Origin of the sequence: Bradyrhizobium sp. NP1, assembly GCF_030378205.1 — a bacterium.
In the GTDB taxonomy this organism is placed as follows: domain Bacteria; phylum Pseudomonadota; class Alphaproteobacteria; order Rhizobiales; family Xanthobacteraceae; genus Bradyrhizobium.
This window is the reverse complement of record NZ_CP127385.1, coordinates 7,016,117-7,035,226: the sequence shown is the minus strand read 5'-3', so window position 1 is coordinate 7,035,226 and position 19,110 is coordinate 7,016,117. Positions and strand designations below refer to the sequence as shown.

17 protein-coding genes are annotated in these 19,110 nt (G+C 66.2%); 13 read left to right on the top strand and 4 right to left on the bottom strand.

What is annotated here, in order from left to right; translation table 11 throughout:
- Positions 1 to 42: 42 nt before the first annotated feature.
- Together QOU61_RS33995 and QOU61_RS33990 are read left to right on the top strand one after the other, a co-directional pair.
- The gene (locus tag QOU61_RS33995; protein WP_289655534.1) at positions 43 to 816 is read left to right on the top strand and encodes a L,D-transpeptidase; all 774 of its coding nucleotides are present in this window, start codon (positions 43 to 45) and stop codon (positions 814 to 816) included.
- A 19-nt stretch (positions 817 to 835) separates the two neighbouring features.
- Positions 836 to 1,474 (top strand): DUF2865 domain-containing protein, encoded by a 639-nt coding sequence (locus tag QOU61_RS33990; protein WP_289655533.1) that lies wholly within the window; start codon positions 836 to 838, stop codon positions 1,472 to 1,474.
- Between the two features lie 72 nt (positions 1,475 to 1,546).
- On the opposite strand, the gene QOU61_RS33985 is transcribed toward QOU61_RS33990, so the two are convergent.
- Positions 1,547 to 3,637: a methyl-accepting chemotaxis protein gene (locus tag QOU61_RS33985; protein ID WP_289655532.1), complete on the bottom strand. Its 2,091-nt coding sequence runs from the start codon at positions 3,635 to 3,637 to the stop codon at positions 1,547 to 1,549.
- 196 nt (positions 3,638 to 3,833) lie between these two features.
- On the opposite strand from QOU61_RS33985, the gene QOU61_RS33980 reads away from it, so the two are divergent.
- Entirely contained in the window at positions 3,834 to 3,989 is a 156-nt protein-coding gene (locus QOU61_RS33980) for a Thivi_2564 family membrane protein (protein WP_289655531.1), read from the top strand.
- Between the two features lie 156 nt (positions 3,990 to 4,145).
- Here QOU61_RS33980 and QOU61_RS33975 read toward each other — a convergent pair whose 3' ends face one another.
- Positions 4,146 to 6,308 (bottom strand): malate synthase G, encoded by a 2,163-nt coding sequence (locus tag QOU61_RS33975; RefSeq protein ID WP_289655530.1) that lies wholly within the window; start codon positions 6,306 to 6,308, stop codon positions 4,146 to 4,148.
- A gap of 463 nt (positions 6,309 to 6,771) precedes the next feature.
- Here QOU61_RS33975 and QOU61_RS33970 point away from each other — a divergent pair, with 463 nt between their 5' ends.
- A complete protein-coding gene (locus QOU61_RS33970) occupies positions 6,772 to 7,482 on the top strand; it encodes a class I SAM-dependent methyltransferase (protein ID WP_289655529.1) in 711 nt (236 codons plus the stop codon).
- A gap of 55 nt (positions 7,483 to 7,537) precedes the next feature.
- On the opposite strand, the gene cysC is transcribed toward QOU61_RS33970, so the two are convergent.
- Entirely contained in the window at positions 7,538 to 9,454 is a 1,917-nt protein-coding gene (gene cysC / locus QOU61_RS33965) for an adenylyl-sulfate kinase (RefSeq protein ID WP_289655528.1), read from the bottom strand.
- Between the two features lie 18 nt (positions 9,455 to 9,472).
- Positions 9,473 to 10,267, bottom strand: a complete 795-nt coding sequence (cysD, locus tag QOU61_RS33960) for a sulfate adenylyltransferase subunit CysD (RefSeq protein ID WP_289655527.1) — start codon at positions 10,265 to 10,267, stop codon at positions 9,473 to 9,475.
- Positions 10,268 to 10,509: 242 nt separating this feature from the next.
- On the opposite strand from cysD, the gene cysG reads away from it, so the two are divergent.
- The 9 genes from cysG (at position 10,510) to QOU61_RS33915 (ending at position 19,088) form a co-directional block, all read left to right on the top strand.
- Positions 10,510 to 11,946 carry a siroheme synthase CysG gene (gene cysG / locus QOU61_RS33955; protein WP_289655526.1) on the top strand — a complete coding sequence of 479 codons (1,437 nt, stop codon included), beginning with the start codon at positions 10,510 to 10,512 and terminating at the stop codon, positions 11,944 to 11,946.
- Positions 11,943 to 12,260 (top strand): DUF2849 domain-containing protein, encoded by a 318-nt coding sequence (locus tag QOU61_RS33950; RefSeq protein WP_289655525.1) that lies wholly within the window; start codon positions 11,943 to 11,945, stop codon positions 12,258 to 12,260. Before cysG ends, QOU61_RS33950 begins: the two co-directional genes overlap by 4 nt.
- A gap of 10 nt (positions 12,261 to 12,270) precedes the next feature.
- Positions 12,271 to 13,926 (top strand): nitrite/sulfite reductase, encoded by a 1,656-nt coding sequence (locus QOU61_RS33945; protein ID WP_289655524.1) that lies wholly within the window; start codon positions 12,271 to 12,273, stop codon positions 13,924 to 13,926.
- Positions 13,913 to 14,428 (top strand): DUF934 domain-containing protein, encoded by a 516-nt coding sequence (locus QOU61_RS33940; protein WP_289655523.1) that lies wholly within the window; start codon positions 13,913 to 13,915, stop codon positions 14,426 to 14,428. Before QOU61_RS33945 ends, QOU61_RS33940 begins: the two co-directional genes overlap by 14 nt.
- Entirely contained in the window at positions 14,425 to 15,150 is a 726-nt protein-coding gene (locus tag QOU61_RS33935) for a phosphoadenylyl-sulfate reductase (protein WP_289655522.1), read from the top strand. Before QOU61_RS33940 ends, QOU61_RS33935 begins: the two co-directional genes overlap by 4 nt.
- A 123-nt stretch (positions 15,151 to 15,273) precedes the next feature.
- The gene (locus QOU61_RS33930; RefSeq protein WP_289655521.1) at positions 15,274 to 16,263 is read left to right on the top strand and encodes a sulfate ABC transporter substrate-binding protein; all 990 of its coding nucleotides are present in this window, start codon (positions 15,274 to 15,276) and stop codon (positions 16,261 to 16,263) included.
- A gap of 87 nt (positions 16,264 to 16,350) precedes the next feature.
- Entirely contained in the window at positions 16,351 to 17,136 is a 786-nt protein-coding gene (gene cysT, locus QOU61_RS33925; RefSeq protein ID WP_289655520.1) for a sulfate ABC transporter permease subunit CysT, read from the top strand.
- 10 nt (positions 17,137 to 17,146) lie between these two features.
- Positions 17,147 to 18,058: a sulfate ABC transporter permease subunit CysW gene (cysW, locus tag QOU61_RS33920; protein WP_289655519.1), complete on the top strand. Its 912-nt coding sequence runs from the start codon at positions 17,147 to 17,149 to the stop codon at positions 18,056 to 18,058.
- On the top strand, positions 18,048 to 19,088 hold the full coding sequence (locus QOU61_RS33915) for a sulfate/molybdate ABC transporter ATP-binding protein (RefSeq protein ID WP_289655518.1): 1,041 nt from the start codon (positions 18,048 to 18,050) through the stop codon (positions 19,086 to 19,088). Before cysW ends, QOU61_RS33915 begins: the two co-directional genes overlap by 11 nt.
- Positions 19,089 to 19,110: the final 22 nt, after the last annotated feature.

Genomic DNA, 19,110 nt, shown 5'->3' with positions numbered 1-19,110 from the left:
ACCGCAGAGCATCACCACGATGCGTACCCGATGGGGCAGCCCATGACACAGATCGATCCAGCCAGGCGCTGCGTGCCGCGCAGCGCGCGTGCTCTCTTGTTCGCCGGCGCGTTGCTGTCGGCTTGCGCCCTTTCGACCGGCGCGCAGGCACAGGCGCTCGGTTATGCGCCGGCGCAGCCCGGCAGCTTCCCGCATGACCGGGGCTATGTGACGGCGCAGCCGGCGCCCGCGGATGAAGCGCGCGTGCTCCCGGAGCGGCTCCGTCGCGCCATCGTGAGCCTCGATTCCCGCGAGGGGCCCGGCACCGTCATCATCGATACCGGCAACACCGTGCTCTATTACGTGCTCGGCGGCGGCCGCGCGGTCCGCTATGGCGTCGGCGTCGGCCGCCAGGGCTTTACCTGGTCCGGCGTGCAGACCGTCAGCCGCAAGGCCGAATGGCCGGACTGGTATCCGCCGTCCGAGATGATCGCGCGCCAGCCCTATCTGCCGCGCTTCATCGCCGGCGGCCCCGGCAACCCGCTCGGGGCACGGGCGATGTATCTCGGCTCGAGCGAGTATCGCATCCACGGCACCAACGACCCCTCGACGATCGGAAAGTTCGTCTCCTCCGGCTGCATCCGCATGACCAACGAGGACGTCACTGACCTGTTCAACCGGGTCAATATCGGCACCAAAGTCGTGGTGCTGCCGAAGCGCGCGCCGCTCGAAGCGCGGGGCACGCTGCGGCCGACGCCCGGCGCGTCACGTCCCGCGGTGACGACGCTGTCCTCCGGCCGCCAGGCCATGACCATCCCGGTCTCCGCGGTCGATTGAGGTTTTTTCGGAGGTCATGATGCTCAGAAGACCGCTCGGAGTTCTGGCGCTCGGCGCCGGCATGGCGCTGTGCGCCGCCTGGCTCGCGCCCGCGCAGGCCCAGGACTTCTTCTCGAACCTGTTCGGCGGGTTCGGCGGCCCTCCGCGCGCACCGCCGCGGATCGTGCTGCCGTTTGGTGGTGGCGGCGAGCGATACGAAGCGCAGCGCCCCCGCGCCAGCTATGGCGGCGGCCAGGCCTTCTGCGTGCGGGGCTGCGACGGCCGCTATTTCCCGGTTACGGGCCCGGACGACAAGAGCAAGGCCGCGTCCTGCAATTCATTCTGTCCGGCCGCCGAGACCAGGCTGGTCTATGGCAGCAGCATTGACGAAGCAGCGACCGAGCAAGGCGAGCCCTATTCGGAGCTGCCGAACGCCTTCCGTTACCGCAACGAGATCGTCGCGGGCTGCACCTGCAACGGCAAGGACCCGGTCGGGCTTGCCAAGATCGACGTCGAAAGGGACCCGACCTTGCGCAAGGGCGACATTGTCGTCGGGCCCAACGGCCTCGTGGTCGCCAATGGACGCGCCGACCGCCGTGGCGCGGCGATGAACTTCTCGCCGGCGCCGGAACGCCTGCGCGCCAGGTATCAGCACGTGCCGGTCGTGGCGCGCGAGTAGCGTTCGCCGGTCGACAGATCTTCGTCATGGCCGGGCATCGTCCCGGCCATCGACGTTTTCGAGCGAGGTGGATCAGGCGGCGCGGATCTTGCCGAGGAAGTCGGTGACCTGGCGGCCAAGCTGCTCGCTCTGGATTTCCAGCGTCTCGGAAGCGAGCTTGACGTTGTCGGCGGCGGCGGCCGCCGTATCGGCATCGGCCCTGACGCCGGTGATGTTCTCGGTGACGTTCTTGGTGCCATGCGCGGCGAATTGCGTTGAGCGCGTGATCTCCTGGGTCGCGGCGCCCTGTTCCTGGACGGCGGCCGCGATCGCGGTCGCAACCTCATTGACCTCGCCGATGATGCTGCCGATGCCCTTGATGGCGTCGACCGCATCGTTGGCGACCTTCTGGATGTCGGCGATCTGCTCGGAGATCTCGTCGGTCGCCTTCGCGGTCTGGCTGGCCAGCGATTTGACCTCGGAGGCGACCACGGCAAAGCCGCGGCCGGCTTCGCCGGCGCGCGCGGCCTCGATGGTCGCATTGAGCGCGAGCAGGTTGGTCTGTGCGGCGATGCTGTTGATCAGCCCGACCACTTCGCCGATCCGTCCGGCAGATTTGGCGAGGCCCTGCACCGTGCCGTCGGTCTCGCGCGCCTGGTTGACGGCGCGGCTCGCGATCCCCGCGGCATGCGCCGCCTGCTGGCTGATGTCGTTGATCGAAGCGGAGAGCTCCTCCGACGCCGCCGCCACGCTGTCCACGCTGGTCGCCGCCTCGCCCGAGGCCTTCTGGGCGACTTCGACGCGCTCATTGGTCCGCCGCGACACCGTCGAGAGTTCCGTCGAGGTGGAGCGCATCTGGCCGGACGCCTCGCCGAGCTGGCGCAGCGTCTGCTGCACCGCGCCCTCGAAATCGCCGACATAGGTCTCGATGGCGCGCTGGCGCGTCGCCGCGCCGGCGTTGCGCTCACGCTCCTGCGCCTCGATCCGGAGCTTGTCGGTTGCCTGCTGCTTGAAGGTTTCCAGGGCGCCTGCCAGCGCTCCGATCTCGTCGCCGCGCGCCCCATAGCCGGTGTCGACCGAAAGGTCGCCTGCCGCCACTTTCAGCATGGCATCGCGGATCGTGTGGAGGGGAGCGATGACGCGGCGGCTGATCGCCACCATGGCGCCCGCGGCCAGCGCGATCGAGGCAAGCAGCAGCGTGAGCTGCAGCGTCAGCGCGCGTTGTGCCGCCGAACGCAGGTTCGAGGCATGCTCCTTGGCGGCGTCGAGCGCGGCTTCGGCGACGCCGACCGCGGCCGCCAGCCGACCGACGGTGATCGGGCTCCACTGGTTGGCGGTCAGCTCCGGCTTCTCGCCGTTGACCAGCGCGTTCATCAGCCGGTCGCGCAGCTCGACATATTGCGGATCGAAATAGGCGGTCTTGTTGGCTGCGATCGCGGCGGACAGTGCCGGCGGAAGCTGCATGCCCGACGCGGTGAGCTGCAGCGCGGCCCAGGCGGCGTCGATGCCGCCGATCAGCCTCGTGTAGGTCTGCCGGTTCTCCGCGGTGGCCTTGCCGCTCGCGATCAGGCCCGATATCAGCGCGGAGCACTCGCCCGCGGTGTTGCGCAGCAGCCAGCCGATCTGCTTGATCGCGAGCAGCTGGTCGATGGTGGGGTCCTGGTGATTGACGTCGGCAGCAAGCGCGCCCGACATCCTGTCCAGCGTATCGAGCAGCGCGCTGGTCGTATCCGCGTATTCCTTTCCAAGCGTCGGGCGGCGCGCCGCCTTCGGCTTGTCCATCGCCTCGTTGAATTCCTTGTGCAGGCCGCTGAGGGCCTTGTACTGGCGGTCGAGCTCGGCGAGCTGTGGCTGCCCGGCATAGCCGAGGGCAGGGAGCGTTTCGATGGCGTGGGCCATGGCCGGCATTTCCGCGTCGCGGATGCCGCGCAGATAGGTGTTGGTCGCGCTATCGACCGGTGGCTCGGTATTGATCAGCCGCCCCGCGGTCGAACGGTCGGTGCGAAGGTTGTGCATCGCCCTGAACATGCTTGCCGAGACGTCCGCGATCAGCACCATGCGGCCGGTTTCCTGCAGGCGTGTCCAGGAATTCCAGGCGCTCAGCGAAAAGGCGGCGACCACACAGACGGCAGTCGCCAGGATCACGGTTTTCAGCAGCGCAGATACGGTCAGACGATTCAGCATGGACGAGCCCCCCAAAGCGGGAGCCATTTCGCCGAAGAATGGTTAAGATTCCGGGGGATAGGCGGCCGTAAAAATACCGACGTTGGCTACGAATCGAGCAGACTGAAGGGGTTCCGCGCGCGGAACAAGGAGCGATGGCCCGGCGTTAAGGGACCATTAACAGCGCGGTTCTCGATGCTGCCAAAGGGGGCTCTCGATGCTCGTCAGTGCACTCATCACGTTTCTTGTCGTCATTCTCATTCTTTATCTGATCAATTTGCTGCCGATCGATGGCCGCGCCAAGCAGATCTGCCGCGTGATCGTCATCATCCTCGGCGTGATCTCGCTCTTGAAACTCATCGCGGTGTTCTAGCGAGGGTCATTCCGGGACGGTCCGAAGGACCAGACCACAGGTGCGCAATTGCGCACCATAGTTCGATGCTACGCATCGCCCCGGAATGACAGCGAAAACAGGAAAGCCCCGGCAGATCGCCGAGGCTTTCGTTCGTGTTGGTGCGTCGCCCGATCCTCAGCCTGCCGCCTTGGCCTCGCGGCGGCGCGCGGTGAGGATGTATTCGGTGTAGCCATTGGGCTGCTCGCGGCCCTTGAAGACGAGGTCGCAGGCCGCCTTGAAGGCCGTGCCGTCGAATGACGGCGCCATCGGCTTGTACAGCGGATCGCCGGCGTTCTGCTTGTCGACCACCACGGCCATGCGCTTGAGCGACTCCATCACCTGGTCCCCGGTGATGACGCCCTGGTGCAGCCAGTTCGCCAGGTGCTGGCTCGAGATGCGCAGGGTGGCGCGATCCTCCATCAGCCCGACGTCATGGATGTCGGGCACCTTGGAACAGCCGACGCCTTGGTCGATCCAGCGCACGACATAGCCGAGGATGCCCTGGCAGTTGTTGTCGATCTCCTGCCGCACGTCGTCGGGCGCCCAGTTCGACTTCGACACCGGAATGGTGAGGATGTCGGAGAGCTTTGCGCGCGCACCCGCCTTGGTGAGCTCGGCCTGGCGCGCCGGCACGTTGACCTGGTGATAATGCAGCGCATGCAGCGTCGCCGCCGTCGGCGACGGCACCCAGGCCGTGGTGGCGCCGGCCTGCGGATGCGCGATCTTCTGCGCCAGCATGTCCGCCATCTTGTCCGGCGCCGCCCACATGCCCTTGCCGATCTGGGCGTGGCCCGGCAGTCCGTCGATCAGGCCGATGTCGACGTTCCAGTCCTCATAGGCCTTGATCCAGGGCTGCGCCTTCATCTCGTTCTTGCGGATCATCGGACCCGCTTCCATCGAGGTGTGGATCTCGTCGCCGGTGCGGTCGAGGAAGCCGGTATTGATGAAGACGATCCGCTTCGAGGCCTGCTGGATGCAGGCCTTGAGGTTGACGGTGGTGCGGCGCTCCTCATCCATGATGCCGACCTTGAGGGTGTTTTCCGGCAGGCCGAGCACCTTTTCGACGCGCTCGAACAGGTCGCAGGTCAGCTTCACCTCGTCGGGGCCGTGCATCTTCGGCTTGACGATATAGACCGAGCCGGTGCGGCTGTTGCCGAACTTGGTGTTGCCCTTGATGTCCTGGATCGCGAGCAGGCCGGTGACCGCGGCATCCAGCATGCCCTCCGGGATCTCCTCGCCCTTTTCATCGAGAACCGCGTCGGTGAACATGTGGTGGCCGACATTGCGGACCAGCAGCAGGCTGCGGCCGTGCAGCTTGAGTTCGCCGCCCGTGGGCGTCTTGTAGACGCGATCGGCATTCATCGACCGCTTCACGGTCTTGCCGCCCTTGTCGAAATCGGCCGACAGCGTGCCGTTCATCAGGCCGAGCGTGTTGCGATAGACCAGGACCTTGTCCTCGGCGTCGACGGTCGCAACCGAATCCTCCATGTCGAGGATGGTGGAGACCGCGGCCTCCAGCACCATGTCGGCGACCCCGGCCGGATCGTCCTTGCCGATTCCGTGCTTGCGGTCGATCTTGACCTCGATATGCAGGCCGTTGTTGACCAGCAGGATCGCCGACGGCGCGGCGGCATCGCCGACATAGCCTGCGAACTGCGCGTTCGATTTCAGCGCGGTGGCGTTGCCGCTCTTCAGCTTCACCGCGAGCTGGCCCGCCACCACGCTGTAGGAGGTGACGTCGGTGTGGCTGCCGGTCGCGAGCGGCACGGCGGAATCCAGGAACGTCTTGGCCCTGGCGATCACCTTGTCGCCGCGCGCCTTGTTGTAGCCCTTTCCGCTCTCGCTCGGATCGTGCGGGATCGCATCGGTGCCGTAGAAGGCATCGTAGAGCGAGCCCCAGCGCGCGTTCGCCGCGTTGAGCGCGTAGCGGGCGTTGGTCAGGGGAACGACGAGCTGCGGGCCGCAGATCTTGCCGATCTCCTCGTCGATGTCAGTAGTCTCGACCTTTCGCGTCGCGGGCTCGGGCAGCAGGTAGCCGATCTCCTTCAGGAACGCCGTATAGGCGTTGATGTCGAACGGCTTGCCCTTGTTGGCGCGGTGCCAGTCGTCGATCCTGGCCTGCAACTGGTCGCGGTGCGCGAGCAGCGCGCGGTTTCGCGGGGCCAGCTCGCGGACGATCGCGGCAAGCCCGGCCCAGAAGGCGTCAGCGGAAACTCCGCTCTTGGGCGTCGCCTCGTCGGCGATGAAGTTGAACAGGACGGGGGCGACCTTCAGTCCGTGGGCATCGATACGCTTCATGAGGGGCTTTTCTCGCAAGGAATGGCGGTTGTGCGCTGTTTTCAGCCGGAAAACAGAAAAAAGGGCCGCCCTGGGGCGGCTGAACACGCTCTTTTAGCCCTAAAGCCCCAGCCATAGGAAGGGGCTGAAATAGCCCACGGACGTCCGTCCTTGCGTCACGCCCGGCCAACGGGTCGGCGCGAAAACGCGGCCCGATGACAGGCTCCGGCGGCATCCGGTACGCAGCGACTCATCGGCTCGACCGCCGACGTTCCGGAGTATTGGGTCGCCCGGTCAAGCCCGGCGACGACGGCCAAGATCGCCTTGCTTTAGAGCGTTTTCGAGCGAAGTGGGTACCGGTTCGCGTGAAGAAAACGCGTCAAAACAAGAATCTAGAGCATCGGTTCTGATTTCATCAGAACCGAACATGCTCTAGTGATTTCGTCGATAGAGGGTTGGGCTGTTTGTGTGGGGGAGATCGGGAGTGGAAACCGACAACAACTACGACGAATTCGCTGTGGCTTACGGCGAGGACAATGAAAGCAACGCATGGAACGCATTCTACGAGCGGCCTGCCTCCCTTGCCTTGGCCGGTGACGTCACAGGTCTGCGTGTGCTCGACGCAGGGTGCGGGGGCGGTGCGCATGCAGCTGCACTGATCGCCAAAGGCGCCGAGGTCACTGGAATCGACAAGAGTGTGGCGTTACTGGCCATAGCCAGGAACCGGCTTGGGCCGGACGTTCGACTTGAGCAGGCCGACCTGAACGCGGGGCTCGCATTTGAAGATGGCTTGTTCGACCTCGTTCTCGCCTCGCTCGTCATGCACTACCTGCAGGACTGGCGCCCGGTATTGATTGAGTTCCGTCGGGTGCTTGCCCCGGGAGGGCGACTAGTGATGTCGACCCATCACCCGTTCATGGACCATGTGCTGGCCCAGGGTTCGAACTATTTCGAGACCTACGAATTCGCCGACCATTGGGAGAAGGGCGGCCGCACGATCCGGATGAGGTATTGGCATCGGCCCCTGCATGCCATGGTCGACGCCCTGACCGACGCAGGCTTCGCCATCGAGGCGATCAGCGAACCGCAGCCTCTTCCGCAGGCCCACGATCTCTTCCCCGAAGCGTACGAAACGCTCAGGACCACGCCGCGCTTCATCTTCTTCGCAGCTCGCGCTCCAAAGCCCGACGCATGACCATTGCCTGCCGTGCCCGGTGGAACAAGCAGGTCCTGGTGCTGCGCGTAGCGGCTTAGATATTGGCGGCGAGGTCGACCAGCTCGTCGAACAGGACGCCGGAGCCTGCCAGCATCCGCTCGATCGCCTCTGTGGCATCGGCAACCGAGAGCAAGGCGGTGTCGATCGAAAGCTCCGCGGTTTGCGGCGGCTGATAGTCGCTGGCGATGCCGGTGAACGAGGGCAGTGCGCCCGCGCGCGCCTTGGCATAGTGCCCCTTGGGATCGCGCTGCTCGCATATTTCGGCCGGCGTTGCGACATAGACCTCGCGGAAGGCGCCGTTGCCGATGCGCCGCGCCGCCGCGCGGTCCTCGCGCGAGGGCGACACCGCGGCGACAATCGCGATATGGCCGTTCCTGGCGAGATGGCTCGCGACCTCGGCGAGGCGGCGGATGTTCTCGCGACGGTCCTCGGGCGAGAAGCCGAGATCGCCGTTCAAGCCGGCGCGCAGGGTGTCGCCGTCGAGCAGGATCGGCGAGCCGCCACTGCTGAAAAGTCGTCGCTCCAGCGCGCGCGCCAAGGTCGACTTGCCGGAGCCGGGCAGCCCCGTCAGCCACACCACCGCGCCGTTGTGGCGGTAGCGCGCCGAGCGCTCGTCGGGGCGCAGCGCCGATTCCACCGGCACGATGTCGACCGGCACCGCGCGCTGTCCGGCATCGACCGACAGCACGAGCCCGCCGCCGGCGATGCGGCCGGAGACCTCGATCACGAGGCGGCCGGTGCGCGGGTTGTCGGCGTAAGGGTCGGCGGCGATGGCCTGCGCGAAGGAGATGTCGATCTCGCCGACATGGTTTTTCGCGATTGCCGCATTCTCGGTACTGGCGAGCGCGCCGGGGTCGACCGCCTTCTCGATCGCGACCACGGTGGCGCGACCCTCGCGGGTGCCGAGCCGCACCAGGATCTGATCGCCCTTGGCGAGCGGCCTGTCGTGCAGCCAGAAGATGCGGGCGCGCAGGCGGCGTGTCTCACGCGGGCTCGTGCCTGCATGCGCAATGATGTCGCCGCGCTCGACGAACAGCTCGCGGTCGAGCGTGATGCCGACCGAGCGGCCGGCGCCCTGCTTGCCGGCCACGGGCGTCACCGGCCAGCTTTCGACCGTCCTGATCCGGGCGATCTTGCCGGCCGGCATGATCACGATCTCGTCGCCGCTCGCAAGGCTGCCTGACTCGATGCGGCCAGCGACGATGCGGCGGTCGTCGAACTTGTAGATCGCCTGCACCGGAAGCCGCAGCGCCAGCTCCTCCAGCGGCCGCGCCGGCTCCAGCGCGTCGAGCGCCTCGACCACCGTCGGGCCCTTGTACCAGCCGATCCGTTTCGTCCGCGCCGCGACACCGTCGCCGTCGCGCGCCGAAATCGGGATCACCGCGGCAGGCGTCACGCCGAGGCCGGTCAGGTGCGCCGAAATCTCGTCGCTGATCTCCTTGAACCGCGCCGGCGAAAAGTCGACGCGGTCCATCTTGTTGACGACGACCGCGACCTGCTTGATGCCGAGCAGATGCAAGAGATAGCCGTGCCGCCTGGTCTGATCACGCACGCCCTCGAGCGCGTCGATGATCAGCACCGCGCCGTCGGCCTGCGAGGCGCCGGTGATCATGTTGCGCAGGAATTCCGCGTGGCCGGGCGCGTCGATCAGCACGATGTCGCGCGAATTGGTGCGGAAGCGGATTTGCGTGGTGTCGATGGTGATGCCCTGGTCGCGCTCGGTCTGCAGCGCATCGAGCAGGAACGACCATTCGAACGGCATGCCGCGCCGCGCGCTGACCGCTTTGAGCATTTCCAGCTTGCCGTCGGGCAGGCTGCCGGTCTCGTGCAGCAGACGTCCGACCAGCGTCGACTTGCCGTGATCGACATGGCCGACGATGACGATGCGCACCTGCGGGCGCGTGGTGCCGTTGGGCGTTGCCGATAGCGTGGAAGGAAGGATCATGTTCATGGCGGCGACCATTCGAAATCAGAGATAGCCCGCGACGCGCAGCCGCTCGAAAGCGTCTTCGGTCTCGTGATCGAGCGCGCGACCGGCGCGCTCCGGCACCTTGGTTGCCTCGAGCTCGGCGAGGATTTCCTCGATGTTGGAGGCGTCGGAAACAACCGGGAAGGTGATGTCGGCATCGCCGAGCGAGCGGTAGCGCTTGCCGTTCTTCGAAAGATAAAGCGGGATGATCGGGATGTTCTCGCGCTGCGTGTAGGCCCAGATGTCGGCCTCGGTCCAGTGCAGGATCGGATGGATGCGCAAGTGAGCGCCGGGCGGCGGCGAGGCGTTGAACTGGTCCCAGAATTCCGGCGGCTGGTCGCGCACGTCCCATCCGCCCTCGGTGCCGCGCGGCGAGAACACGCGCTCTTTCGCCCGCGTCGCCTCTTCGTCGCGGCGGATGCCGGCGATCAGCCCGTCGAAGCCGTGCTTGGCAAGGGCGAGCTTCAACCCTTCGGTCTTGCGCGCGGCCGAGCGCGCCGCGGGCGGCAGCGTCGGATCGACGGCATCGATCGGCGGGCACGGCTCGACGCGCAGGTCGAGGCCCCATTCCTTGCCGTAGTGATCGCGGAACGCGTACATCTCCGGAAATTTCTTGCCGGTATCGACGTGCATCGCCGGGAACGGCACGCGGCCGAAGAAGGCCTTGCGCGCGAGCCAGATCATCACGTTGGAGTCCTTGCCGAGCGACCACAGCAGCGCGAGCTTCTTCAAGCGCGCGAAGGCCTCGCGCAGGATGTAGATGCTCTGCGCTTCCAGCGCGTCGAGATGGTCCATCGAGGGTGGCTCAGTCGAAACCGACGGCACGGAAGATGCTTGTTGGAGCGGCGGCTGGCGCAACCGATCCCTGGCGGTTTCGCTGTTGAGAAGATGCATCTTCCGACCCTCGGTCTTTGGAGGCGAAAATTCTATGTTTCCATCGCGCCACAGAAGAAAAAATTTTCTCTTTGTGGCCGTTGACCGAGACATATATAGAAAATAATTCCAGTCAACCCCGAAGTTGGGGAAGCGAGTAGCGCATGCGGTATCTGCCGGTGTTTCTCGATCTGCAAACCGGTCCGGTGCTTTTGGTCGGCACCGGCGAGCTCGCGCGCGCCAAGCTGCGCGTGCTTGTTGCCGCCGGCGCACGCATCCGCTGGTACGCGCCGTCAGGCGCGCATGACGTGCAGGGGCTCGAGCCGGCGCAGCTGGCGCGGATCGATCTCGCCAAAGGCGATCCGCTCGCCGCCGATCTCAAGGGCGTCGTCGCGGTGTTCTGCGCCGGCGCCGGCGATGTCGGCATTGCGATGTCGGCGCGCGCCAGATCGCTTGGACTGCCCGTCAATGTGATGGACGACCTTGCGCATTCCAGCTTCATCTTTCCCGCGATCGTCGACCGCGGCGATGTCGTGGTGGCGATCGGCACCGGTGGCGCATCGCCCGTGGTGGCGCGCCGCGTGCGCGAGAAGATCGAAGCGGTGCTGCCGGCGCGGATCGGCGACCTCGCCAAATTCATCGGACGCTTCCGCAAGGCCATTCACGGCCGCATTCCCGAGATGGCGCTGCGCCGCCGCTTCTGGGAGCGCGTGATCGACGGGCCGATCGGCGCGCTGGTGCTGTCCGGTCATCGCCATGAGGCGGAAGCCGCACTGCACAAGATCGATGACCCCTCTGCTTTTGCCGGCGCGCTGGCCGACGGCCGCCCCAGGGGCCATGTCACGCTGGTCGGCGCCGGGCCGGGCGATCCCGATCTCCTCACCATCAAGGCGTTGCGCGCGCTGCAGGACGCCGATGTCGTCTTCCATGACGAACTGGTGTCGCCCGACATTCTCGACCGCATCCGTCGCGATGCTGCGCGCGTGCCGGTCGGTCGCCGCGTCGGCAAGCCCGGCATCGGCCAGGAGGCGATCAACCGCCTGATGATCGAGGCCGCGCAATCCGGCCAGCGCGTCGTGCGCCTGAAGGGCGGCGATCCCTTCGTGTTCGGCCGCGGCGGCGAGGAAATCGAGGCGCTGCGGCAGGCCGGCGTCGCCTATTCGGTAATCCCGGGCATCACCGCCGCGATCGGTGCCGCCGCGCAATACGAGGTGCCGCTCACCTTCCGCCGCGAGGCGCTGCGCATCACCTTCCTGACCGCGCACAAGGCTGAGGACGCGGAGGCCGTCGACTGGTCGGCGCTGACCGACACCAAGATGACGGTCGTCGTCTATATGGGCATGACCGCGGCATCCTCGGTGCGTTCCGGCCTGCTTGCCGCGGGGCGCGCGCCGCAGACCCCGGTCGGCGTGTTCGCGCGCGTGACGCGGCCGGATGCGCAAGGCCTGATCGGCACGCTCGACGAGCTGCCGGCGCTGGTCGAGCGGATCGACGGCGGTCCCGCCATCCTCATCATCGGCGACGTGGTCGCGCATGCCGCGGCCGGCCGCCATCTCAACCCCGAGCAGACAATCGAAAAACTCCTGGAAGCCGCCCAATGACCTCTCCGCTTGAACAGAAGAAAATCAAGATCGCCGGCCCGTCGGTGGTGACCGCCAACCGCACCTGGGACGGCGCGGTGATCTATCGCACGCCCGCGCAGGGCTGGTCGCCGTCGCTGGCGGACGCCGCCATCGTGCGCAACTCCGACGACGCGCGGGCGCTGCTTTCCGAGTCCGCCGCCGACGACGTCGGCGCGGTCGGCGCCTATATCGCGCCGGTCGAGCTCGAGGAGGGCGGCGCGATCAAGCCGGGAAACCTGCGCGAACTGATCCGCGCCTCCGGCGTCACCATCGGCCTGCCGGTCCAGGTGTGAGGGATCGCTCATGTACGCCTATGACGAACTCGACCGCACGCTGATCAACGAGCGTGTCTCCGAATTCCGCGATCAGGTGAAGCGCCGCCTTTCCGGCGAGCTCACCGAGGACGAATTCAAGATGCTGCGGCTGCAGAACGGCGTCTATCTGCAGCTCCACGCTTACATGTTCCGCGTCGCCATTCCCTACGGCACGCTGTCGTCGAAGCAGCTGCGGCAGCTCGCGCATGTCGCGCGGCGCTATGACCGCGGCTACGGTCACTTCACCACGCGGCAGAACATCCAGTTCAACTGGATCAAGCTCGCCGAGCTGCCGGACGCGCTCGCCGATCTCGCCGAGGTCGGCATCCATGCCATGCAGACTTCGGGCAACAACACGCGCAACGTTACCTCGGACCAGTGGGCGGGCGTCGCCCCCGGCGAGGTCGAGGATCCCCGCATCTGGTCGGAAATCCTGCGCCAGTTCACGACGCTGCATCCGGAATTCTCGTTCCTGCCGCGCAAGTTCAAGATCGCGATCACGGCTTCCGCGCACGACCGCGCCGCGATCAAGATCCACGATGTCGGCTTGCGCCTGCACAAGAGCGCGCAAGGCGAAACCGGCTTCGAGGTCATGGTCGGCGGCGGGCTCGGCCGCACGCCGTTCATCGCCAAGACCATCAAGCCGTTCGTCTCCGGCCGCGATATCCTCAGCTATCTCGAAGCGATCATGCGCGTCTACAACCAGTATGGACGCCGCGACAACATCTACAAGGCGCGCATCAAGATCCTGGTGCACGAGCTCGGCATCGAGCGCTTTGCGCAGGAGGTCGACGAGGAGTGGCAGCAGATCAGGGACGGCGCGCTCAAGATCGACGACGCCGTGATCGAGGAGATCCGTTCGCGCTTTTCCTATCCGGCCTACGAGAAGCTGCCGCACATGCCGGACGAGCTGCGCAAGGCGGCGCACGATCCGAAGTTCGAGGCCTGGCGGCGCAATTCGGTGTTCCCGCACAAGGCGACCGGCTATGCGATCGTGACGATCTCGTTGAAGCCGGTCGGCGGTCCGCCGGGCGATGCCACCGCCGAGCAGATGGACGCGCTTGCCGACCTCGCCGACAAATATTCCTTCGGCGAAATCCGCGTCGGCCATGAGCAGAATCTCGCGCTGCCGCATGTCGCGCGTCGCGACCTGCCGGCGCTGTGGACGGCGCTCGAGAAAATCGGGCTCGCCATCCCGAACGTCAATCTGGTGTCGGACATCATCGCCTGCCCCGGGCTCGACTACTGCTCGCTGGCGAATGCGCGTTCGATCCCGATCGCGCAGGAATTGACGCAGCGTTTCGCCAACCACGAGACCGCCAACCTGATCGGCCGGCTGCACATCAACATCTCCGGCTGCATCAATGCCTGCGGCCACCATCATGTCGGACATATCGGCATTCTCGGCGTCGAGAAGAACGGCGAGGAGTTTTACCAGATCACGATCGGCGGCCGCGCCGACGAGAACGCACAGCTCGGCACCCTGATCGGGCCGGCGGTGCCGTACGCGGAAGTCGCTGACGTGGTCGAGGACATTGTCGAAGCCTATCTGGCGCTGCGTGCAAACCCCGACGAGCTGTTCGTCGACACGGTGCAGCGGCTCGGCGTCGAACCATTCAGGGAGCGTGTCTATGCCACTCGTTAAGAACGGAAAGATCGTCGAGGATGCCTTCGTCCCTTTGGCCGATGACGCCGAGCTGCCCGACGACGGCGCGGTGCTGATCTCGGCGACGCGCCTGCTCGCCGATCCGGAAGGCGTCGCGCGACGGCGCGGCAAGACGGGCGTGATCTGGCCGAACAACCGCGACGTCGACGACCTCGTGCCCTATCTCGACCGGCTCGCGACGGTGGCGCTGGTGTTTCCGAGCTTCCGCGACGGCCGCGCCTACAGCCAGGCGCGCCTGCTGCGCGAGCGCTTCCTCTATCGCGGCGAGCTGCGCGCCACCGGCCAGGTGCTGCGCGACCAGTTCGTGTTTATGCAGCGCGCCGGCTTCGATGCCTTCGCGGTGAAGAAGCCGGCCGACGCGGAAGCCTTCGTCCTGACCTCGAAGCGCTACTCGGTGTTCTATCAGCCGACCGGCGACGGCCGCATCACCGCGCTGAACCGGCGGATGCAGTTCCGTCACTCGGAAAGCGCGAGCCTATGAGCGCATTCGCGCAACATGATGCAATCGCGGCCGACCTGCCGTCGGCCGACGCGCTCGACCGCAGCCTGCGCGATGCGTCGCCGGCGGAAGTGATCGCGACCGCGTTGAAGACTGTCGGGCGCGACAGGCTTGCGCTGGTATCGTCCTTCGGCACGGAATCGGCCGCGCTGCTCAAGGTGATGGCCGATGTCGATCCGGCAATTCCAGTGGTCTTCCTCGATACCGGCTGGCTGTTCGCGGAGACGCTCTCCTATCGCGACGCGCTGACCGAAATCCTGGGGCTCACCGACGTCCGGTCGATCAAGCCGCTCGAGGAGACGCTGTCGCGCGAGGACCCCAACCGCGAGTTGTGGTTCTCCGACCCCGACGCCTGCTGTCGTATCCGGAAGGTGGAACCGCTGGCACGGGCGCTGAAGCCGTTCGCGGCCTGGATCAACGGCCGCAAGCGCTTCCAGGGCGGCCTGCGCAGCGACATTGCGGTCGTCGAGCAGGACGGCGCGCGGCTGAAGTTCAATCCGTTCGCCAATGTTTCGCGGGAGGAGATCGAGACGATCTTCAAGTCCGCAAAGCTGCCGCCGCATCCTCTTGTCGCATCCGGCTATCTCTCGGTCGGGTGTATGCCTTGCTCAAGCCGCGCCGCATCCGGCGAGGATGCGCGGGCCGGCCGCTGGCGCGGCCGGGGCAAGACAGAATGCGGCATCCATACGATCGCGGCTTCGTAGCACAAGCTGGCTGCCGCGCGCCGAACAAGAAAAACCGGTTTCGTTGACTTGCGCGCGTTTCATCGCGAGTTATGCCGTTCCGCCTTGAGCGCCATTTGCGTCGCAAGGCCAATGGAGGATGAGATGATCCGTCGCCTGTTGCCGGTTGTCGCGGGACTGTTGTGGGCGGGCTCCGCCTTCGCCGCCGACGTGACCCTGCTCAACGTGTCCTACGATCCGACGCGCGAGCTCTATGCCGATTTCAACAAGGCGTTTGCGGCCGCCTACCAGAAAGACACCGGCAAGAGCGTCGAGATCAAGCAGTCGCATGGCGGCTCGGGCTCGCAGGCGCGCGCAGTGATCGACGGCCTGCAGGCCGATGTGGTGACGCTGGCGCTTGCCTATGACACCGATGCGATAGCGGCCAAGGGCCTGATCGCGGCCGATTGGCAGAAGCGCCTGCCGCTCAACGCCGCGCCTTACACCTCCACCATCGTGTTCCTGGTCCGCAAGGGCAATCCCAAGGCCATCAAGGACTGGGACGATCTGATCAAGCCAGGCGTCGCCGTCATCACGCCGAACCCGAAGACGTCGGGCGGCGCGCGCTGGAACTATCTCGCGGCGTGGGGCTATGCGGAGAAGAAGCTCGGCTCGGCCGAGAAGGCGAGGCAGTTCGTCAGCGCGCTGTACGGCAACGTCCCGGTACTCGACACCGGCGCGCGCGGCTCGACCGTCACCTTCGTCGAGCGCGGTGTCGGCGACGTGCTGATTGCCTGGGAAAACGAGGCGTTCCTGGCGCTGCGCGAGTTCGGCAAGGAGAAGTTCGAGATCGTCTCGCCGCCGCTGTCGATCCTGGCCGAGCCGCCGGTCGCCGTGGTCGACAGCGTTGCCAACAAAAAAGGCACGCGCGCCGTGGCCGAAGCCTATCTGAAGTACTGGTATACAAAGGAAGGTCAGGAAATTGCCGCACGCAATTCCTACCGCCCGCGCGACGCGGAGATCGCCAAGGAATACGAAAAGTCTTTCGCCAAGGTCGAACTTTTTACGATCGACGACGTTTTCGGTGGTTGGGCCAAGGCACAGAAGGACCACTTCGGCGAAGGTGGCATTTTCGACCAGATTTACAAGAACTGATCGGTAACGGCTTCCGGGAGTCGAACAGGGGGCTTTGTGAGCACAGGCGCATCACGACGCAGTACATTGCCGGGCTTCGGTCTTTCGATGGGACTGACCTTGACCTGGCTGTCGGTGATCGTCCTGATCCCGCTCGCCGGCCTCTTCCTCAAGACCTTTGAGCTTTCGCCCGATCAGTTCTGGGCGATCATCTCGAGCCGCCGCACGCTCAACGCGCTGAAGATCTCGTTCGGCCTCGCCGCTGCGGCCGCCCTGGTCAACCTGGTGATGGGGACGATCATCGTCTGGGCGCTGGTGCGCTACCGCTTTCCGGGCCGGCGGCTGTTCGACGCCGTCGTCGACATCCCCTTTGCGCTGCCGACCGCGGTGGCCGGCGTCGCGCTGACCGCGCTGTTTGCCGAGAAAGGTTGGCTCGGCGCGCCGCTTGCCGCGCTCGGCATCAAGGTCGCGTTCACGCCGATCGGCATTTTCGTCGCCATGGTCTTCATCGGCATTCCCTTCGTGGTGCGCACCGTGCAGCCGGTGTTGATCGACCTCGACCCGGAGATCGAGGAGGCGGCTGCAAGCCTCGGCGCCAACCGCTGGCATACGGTGTCGCGGGTGATCCTGCCGAGCCTGATGCCGGCGCTGCTCACCGGCCTTGCGCTCGCCTTTGCGCGCGCGGTCGGCGAATATGGCTCGGTGATCTTCATCGCCGGCAATCTGCCGAACGTCTCCGAGATCGCGCCGCTGTTGATCGTGATCCGGCTTTCCGAATTCCGCTATGCCGACGCCACCGCGATCGCGGTGGTGATGCTGGTCGCGGCCTTCCTCATCATCTTCCTCGTCAACCGCTTGCAGCGCTGGGCGCAGACGCGCATCCCCGCGCATTGAGGTGTGAGCGATGACGATGGAGTTGCAGCATACCCTGTCGATGGCGTCGCCCAGGCAAGAGGCGCAGCCGCACGCCGCGGCGGCGCAGGACGCCGTGCATGGCGAGCCGCGCTTCGTCCGCATCGCCATCATCGCGACCGCCGTGATCTTTCTCGGCGTCTTCGTCGTGCTGCCGCTGGTCTCGGTGTTCGCGGTTGCCTTCTCCAAAGGCATCACCGCCTATTTGGCCGCGTTGGCCGACCCCGAGGCGCTCTCCGCGATCCGGCTGACGCTCGTGGTCGCGGCGATCTCGGTCGGCCTCAACCTGGTGTTCGGCGTGATCGCCGCCTGGGCGATCGCCAAGTTCGAGTTCCCCGGCAAGACCATCCTGATCACGCTGATCGACCTGCCGTTCTCGGTGAGCCCCGTGATCTCCGGCCTCGTCTTCGTGCTGCTGTTCGGCGCGCAGGGGTTTTTCGGCCCATGGCTCCAGGCGCACGACATCCACGTGCTGTTCGCCGTGCCCGGCATTGCGCTTGCGACAAGCTTCGTGACGTTTCCCTTCGTGGCGCGCGCGCTGATCCCCCTGATGCAGGAACAGGGCACGCAGGAGGAGGAGGCCGCGATCTCGCTCGGCGCCTCGGGACTGCAGACCTTCTTCCGCGTCACGCTGCCCAACATCAAATGGGGCGTGCTCTACGGCGTCCTGCTCTGCAACGCACGTGCAATGGGCGAGTTCGGCGCGGTGTCGGTGGTTTCGGGCCACATCCGCGGGCAGACCAACACCATGCCGCTGCTGGTCGAGATCCTCTACAACGAGTACCAGTTCGTGGCGTCGTTTGCGATCGCCTCGCTGCTTGCCATGCTGGCGTTGGTCACGCTGGTCGCCAAGACCGTTCTCGAGCGTCATCTCGACGAAGAGGAAGTGCCGCATGACGATTGAAGTCAGGAATCTGGTCAAGAGGTTCGGCAGCTTCACGGCGCTCGACGGCGTCGACCTCCGGGTGGCCGACGGCGAGCTCCTGGCGCTGCTCGGCCCGTCGGGGTCGGGCAAGACCACGCTGCTGCGCATCATCGCCGGCCTCGACTGGCCGGATTCCGGCGAGGTGTCGTTCGACGGCGAGAACGCGCTGGCGCGGCGGGCCGGCGAGCGCAACGTCGGCTTCGTGTTCCAGCACTACGCTTTGTTCCGCCACATGACCGTGTTCGAGAACGTCGCCTTCGGGCTGCGCGTGCAGCCGCGCAGCGTGCGCAAGAACGAGGCCGACATCCGCGCCCGCGTCAAGGAACTGCTCGATCTGGTGCAGCTCGACTGGCTTGCCAACCGCTATCCGAGCCAGTTGTCCGGCGGCCAGCGTCAGCGCATCGCGCTTGCGCGCGCGCTCGCGATCGAGCCGCGCATCCTCCTGCTCGACGAGCCCTTTGGCGCGCTCGACGCCAAGGTGCGCAAGGAATTGCGGCAATGGCTGCGCACGCTGCACCAGGAGATCCACGTCACCTCGATCTTCGTCACCCATGACCAGGAGGAGGCACTCGAGGTCGCCAACCGCGTGGTGGTGATGGACCGCGGCCGCATCGAGCAGGTCGGCACCCCCGACGACGTCTACGACAATCCCGCCACCGCCTTCGTGCACGGCTTCATCGGCGAATCGATCGTGCTGCCGGTCGATGTCGCCGACGGTCGCGTCAGACTCGGCGACAGGACGCTGCCGATCGCGGCCGACAATCTGGCGCCGGGCGCCTCGCGCCTGTTCGTCCGCCGCCACGACATGCAGATCGGCCCGGCCGGCAGCGGCGCGTTCGAGGGCAGGGTCGCCCATGTGCGCACCTTCGGCCCCGTGCAGCGCGCCGAAGTCGCGCTTTCCGGCGGCGAGCGGATCGAGATCGACGCGCCGCGCGACCGCACGTTGCGGTCAGGTGAAACGGTCGGGCTCGCGCCACGCCGCTACCGGATCTTTGCCGCGGCGGATTGATCCGTTCGCTGCCGGCGGTTGC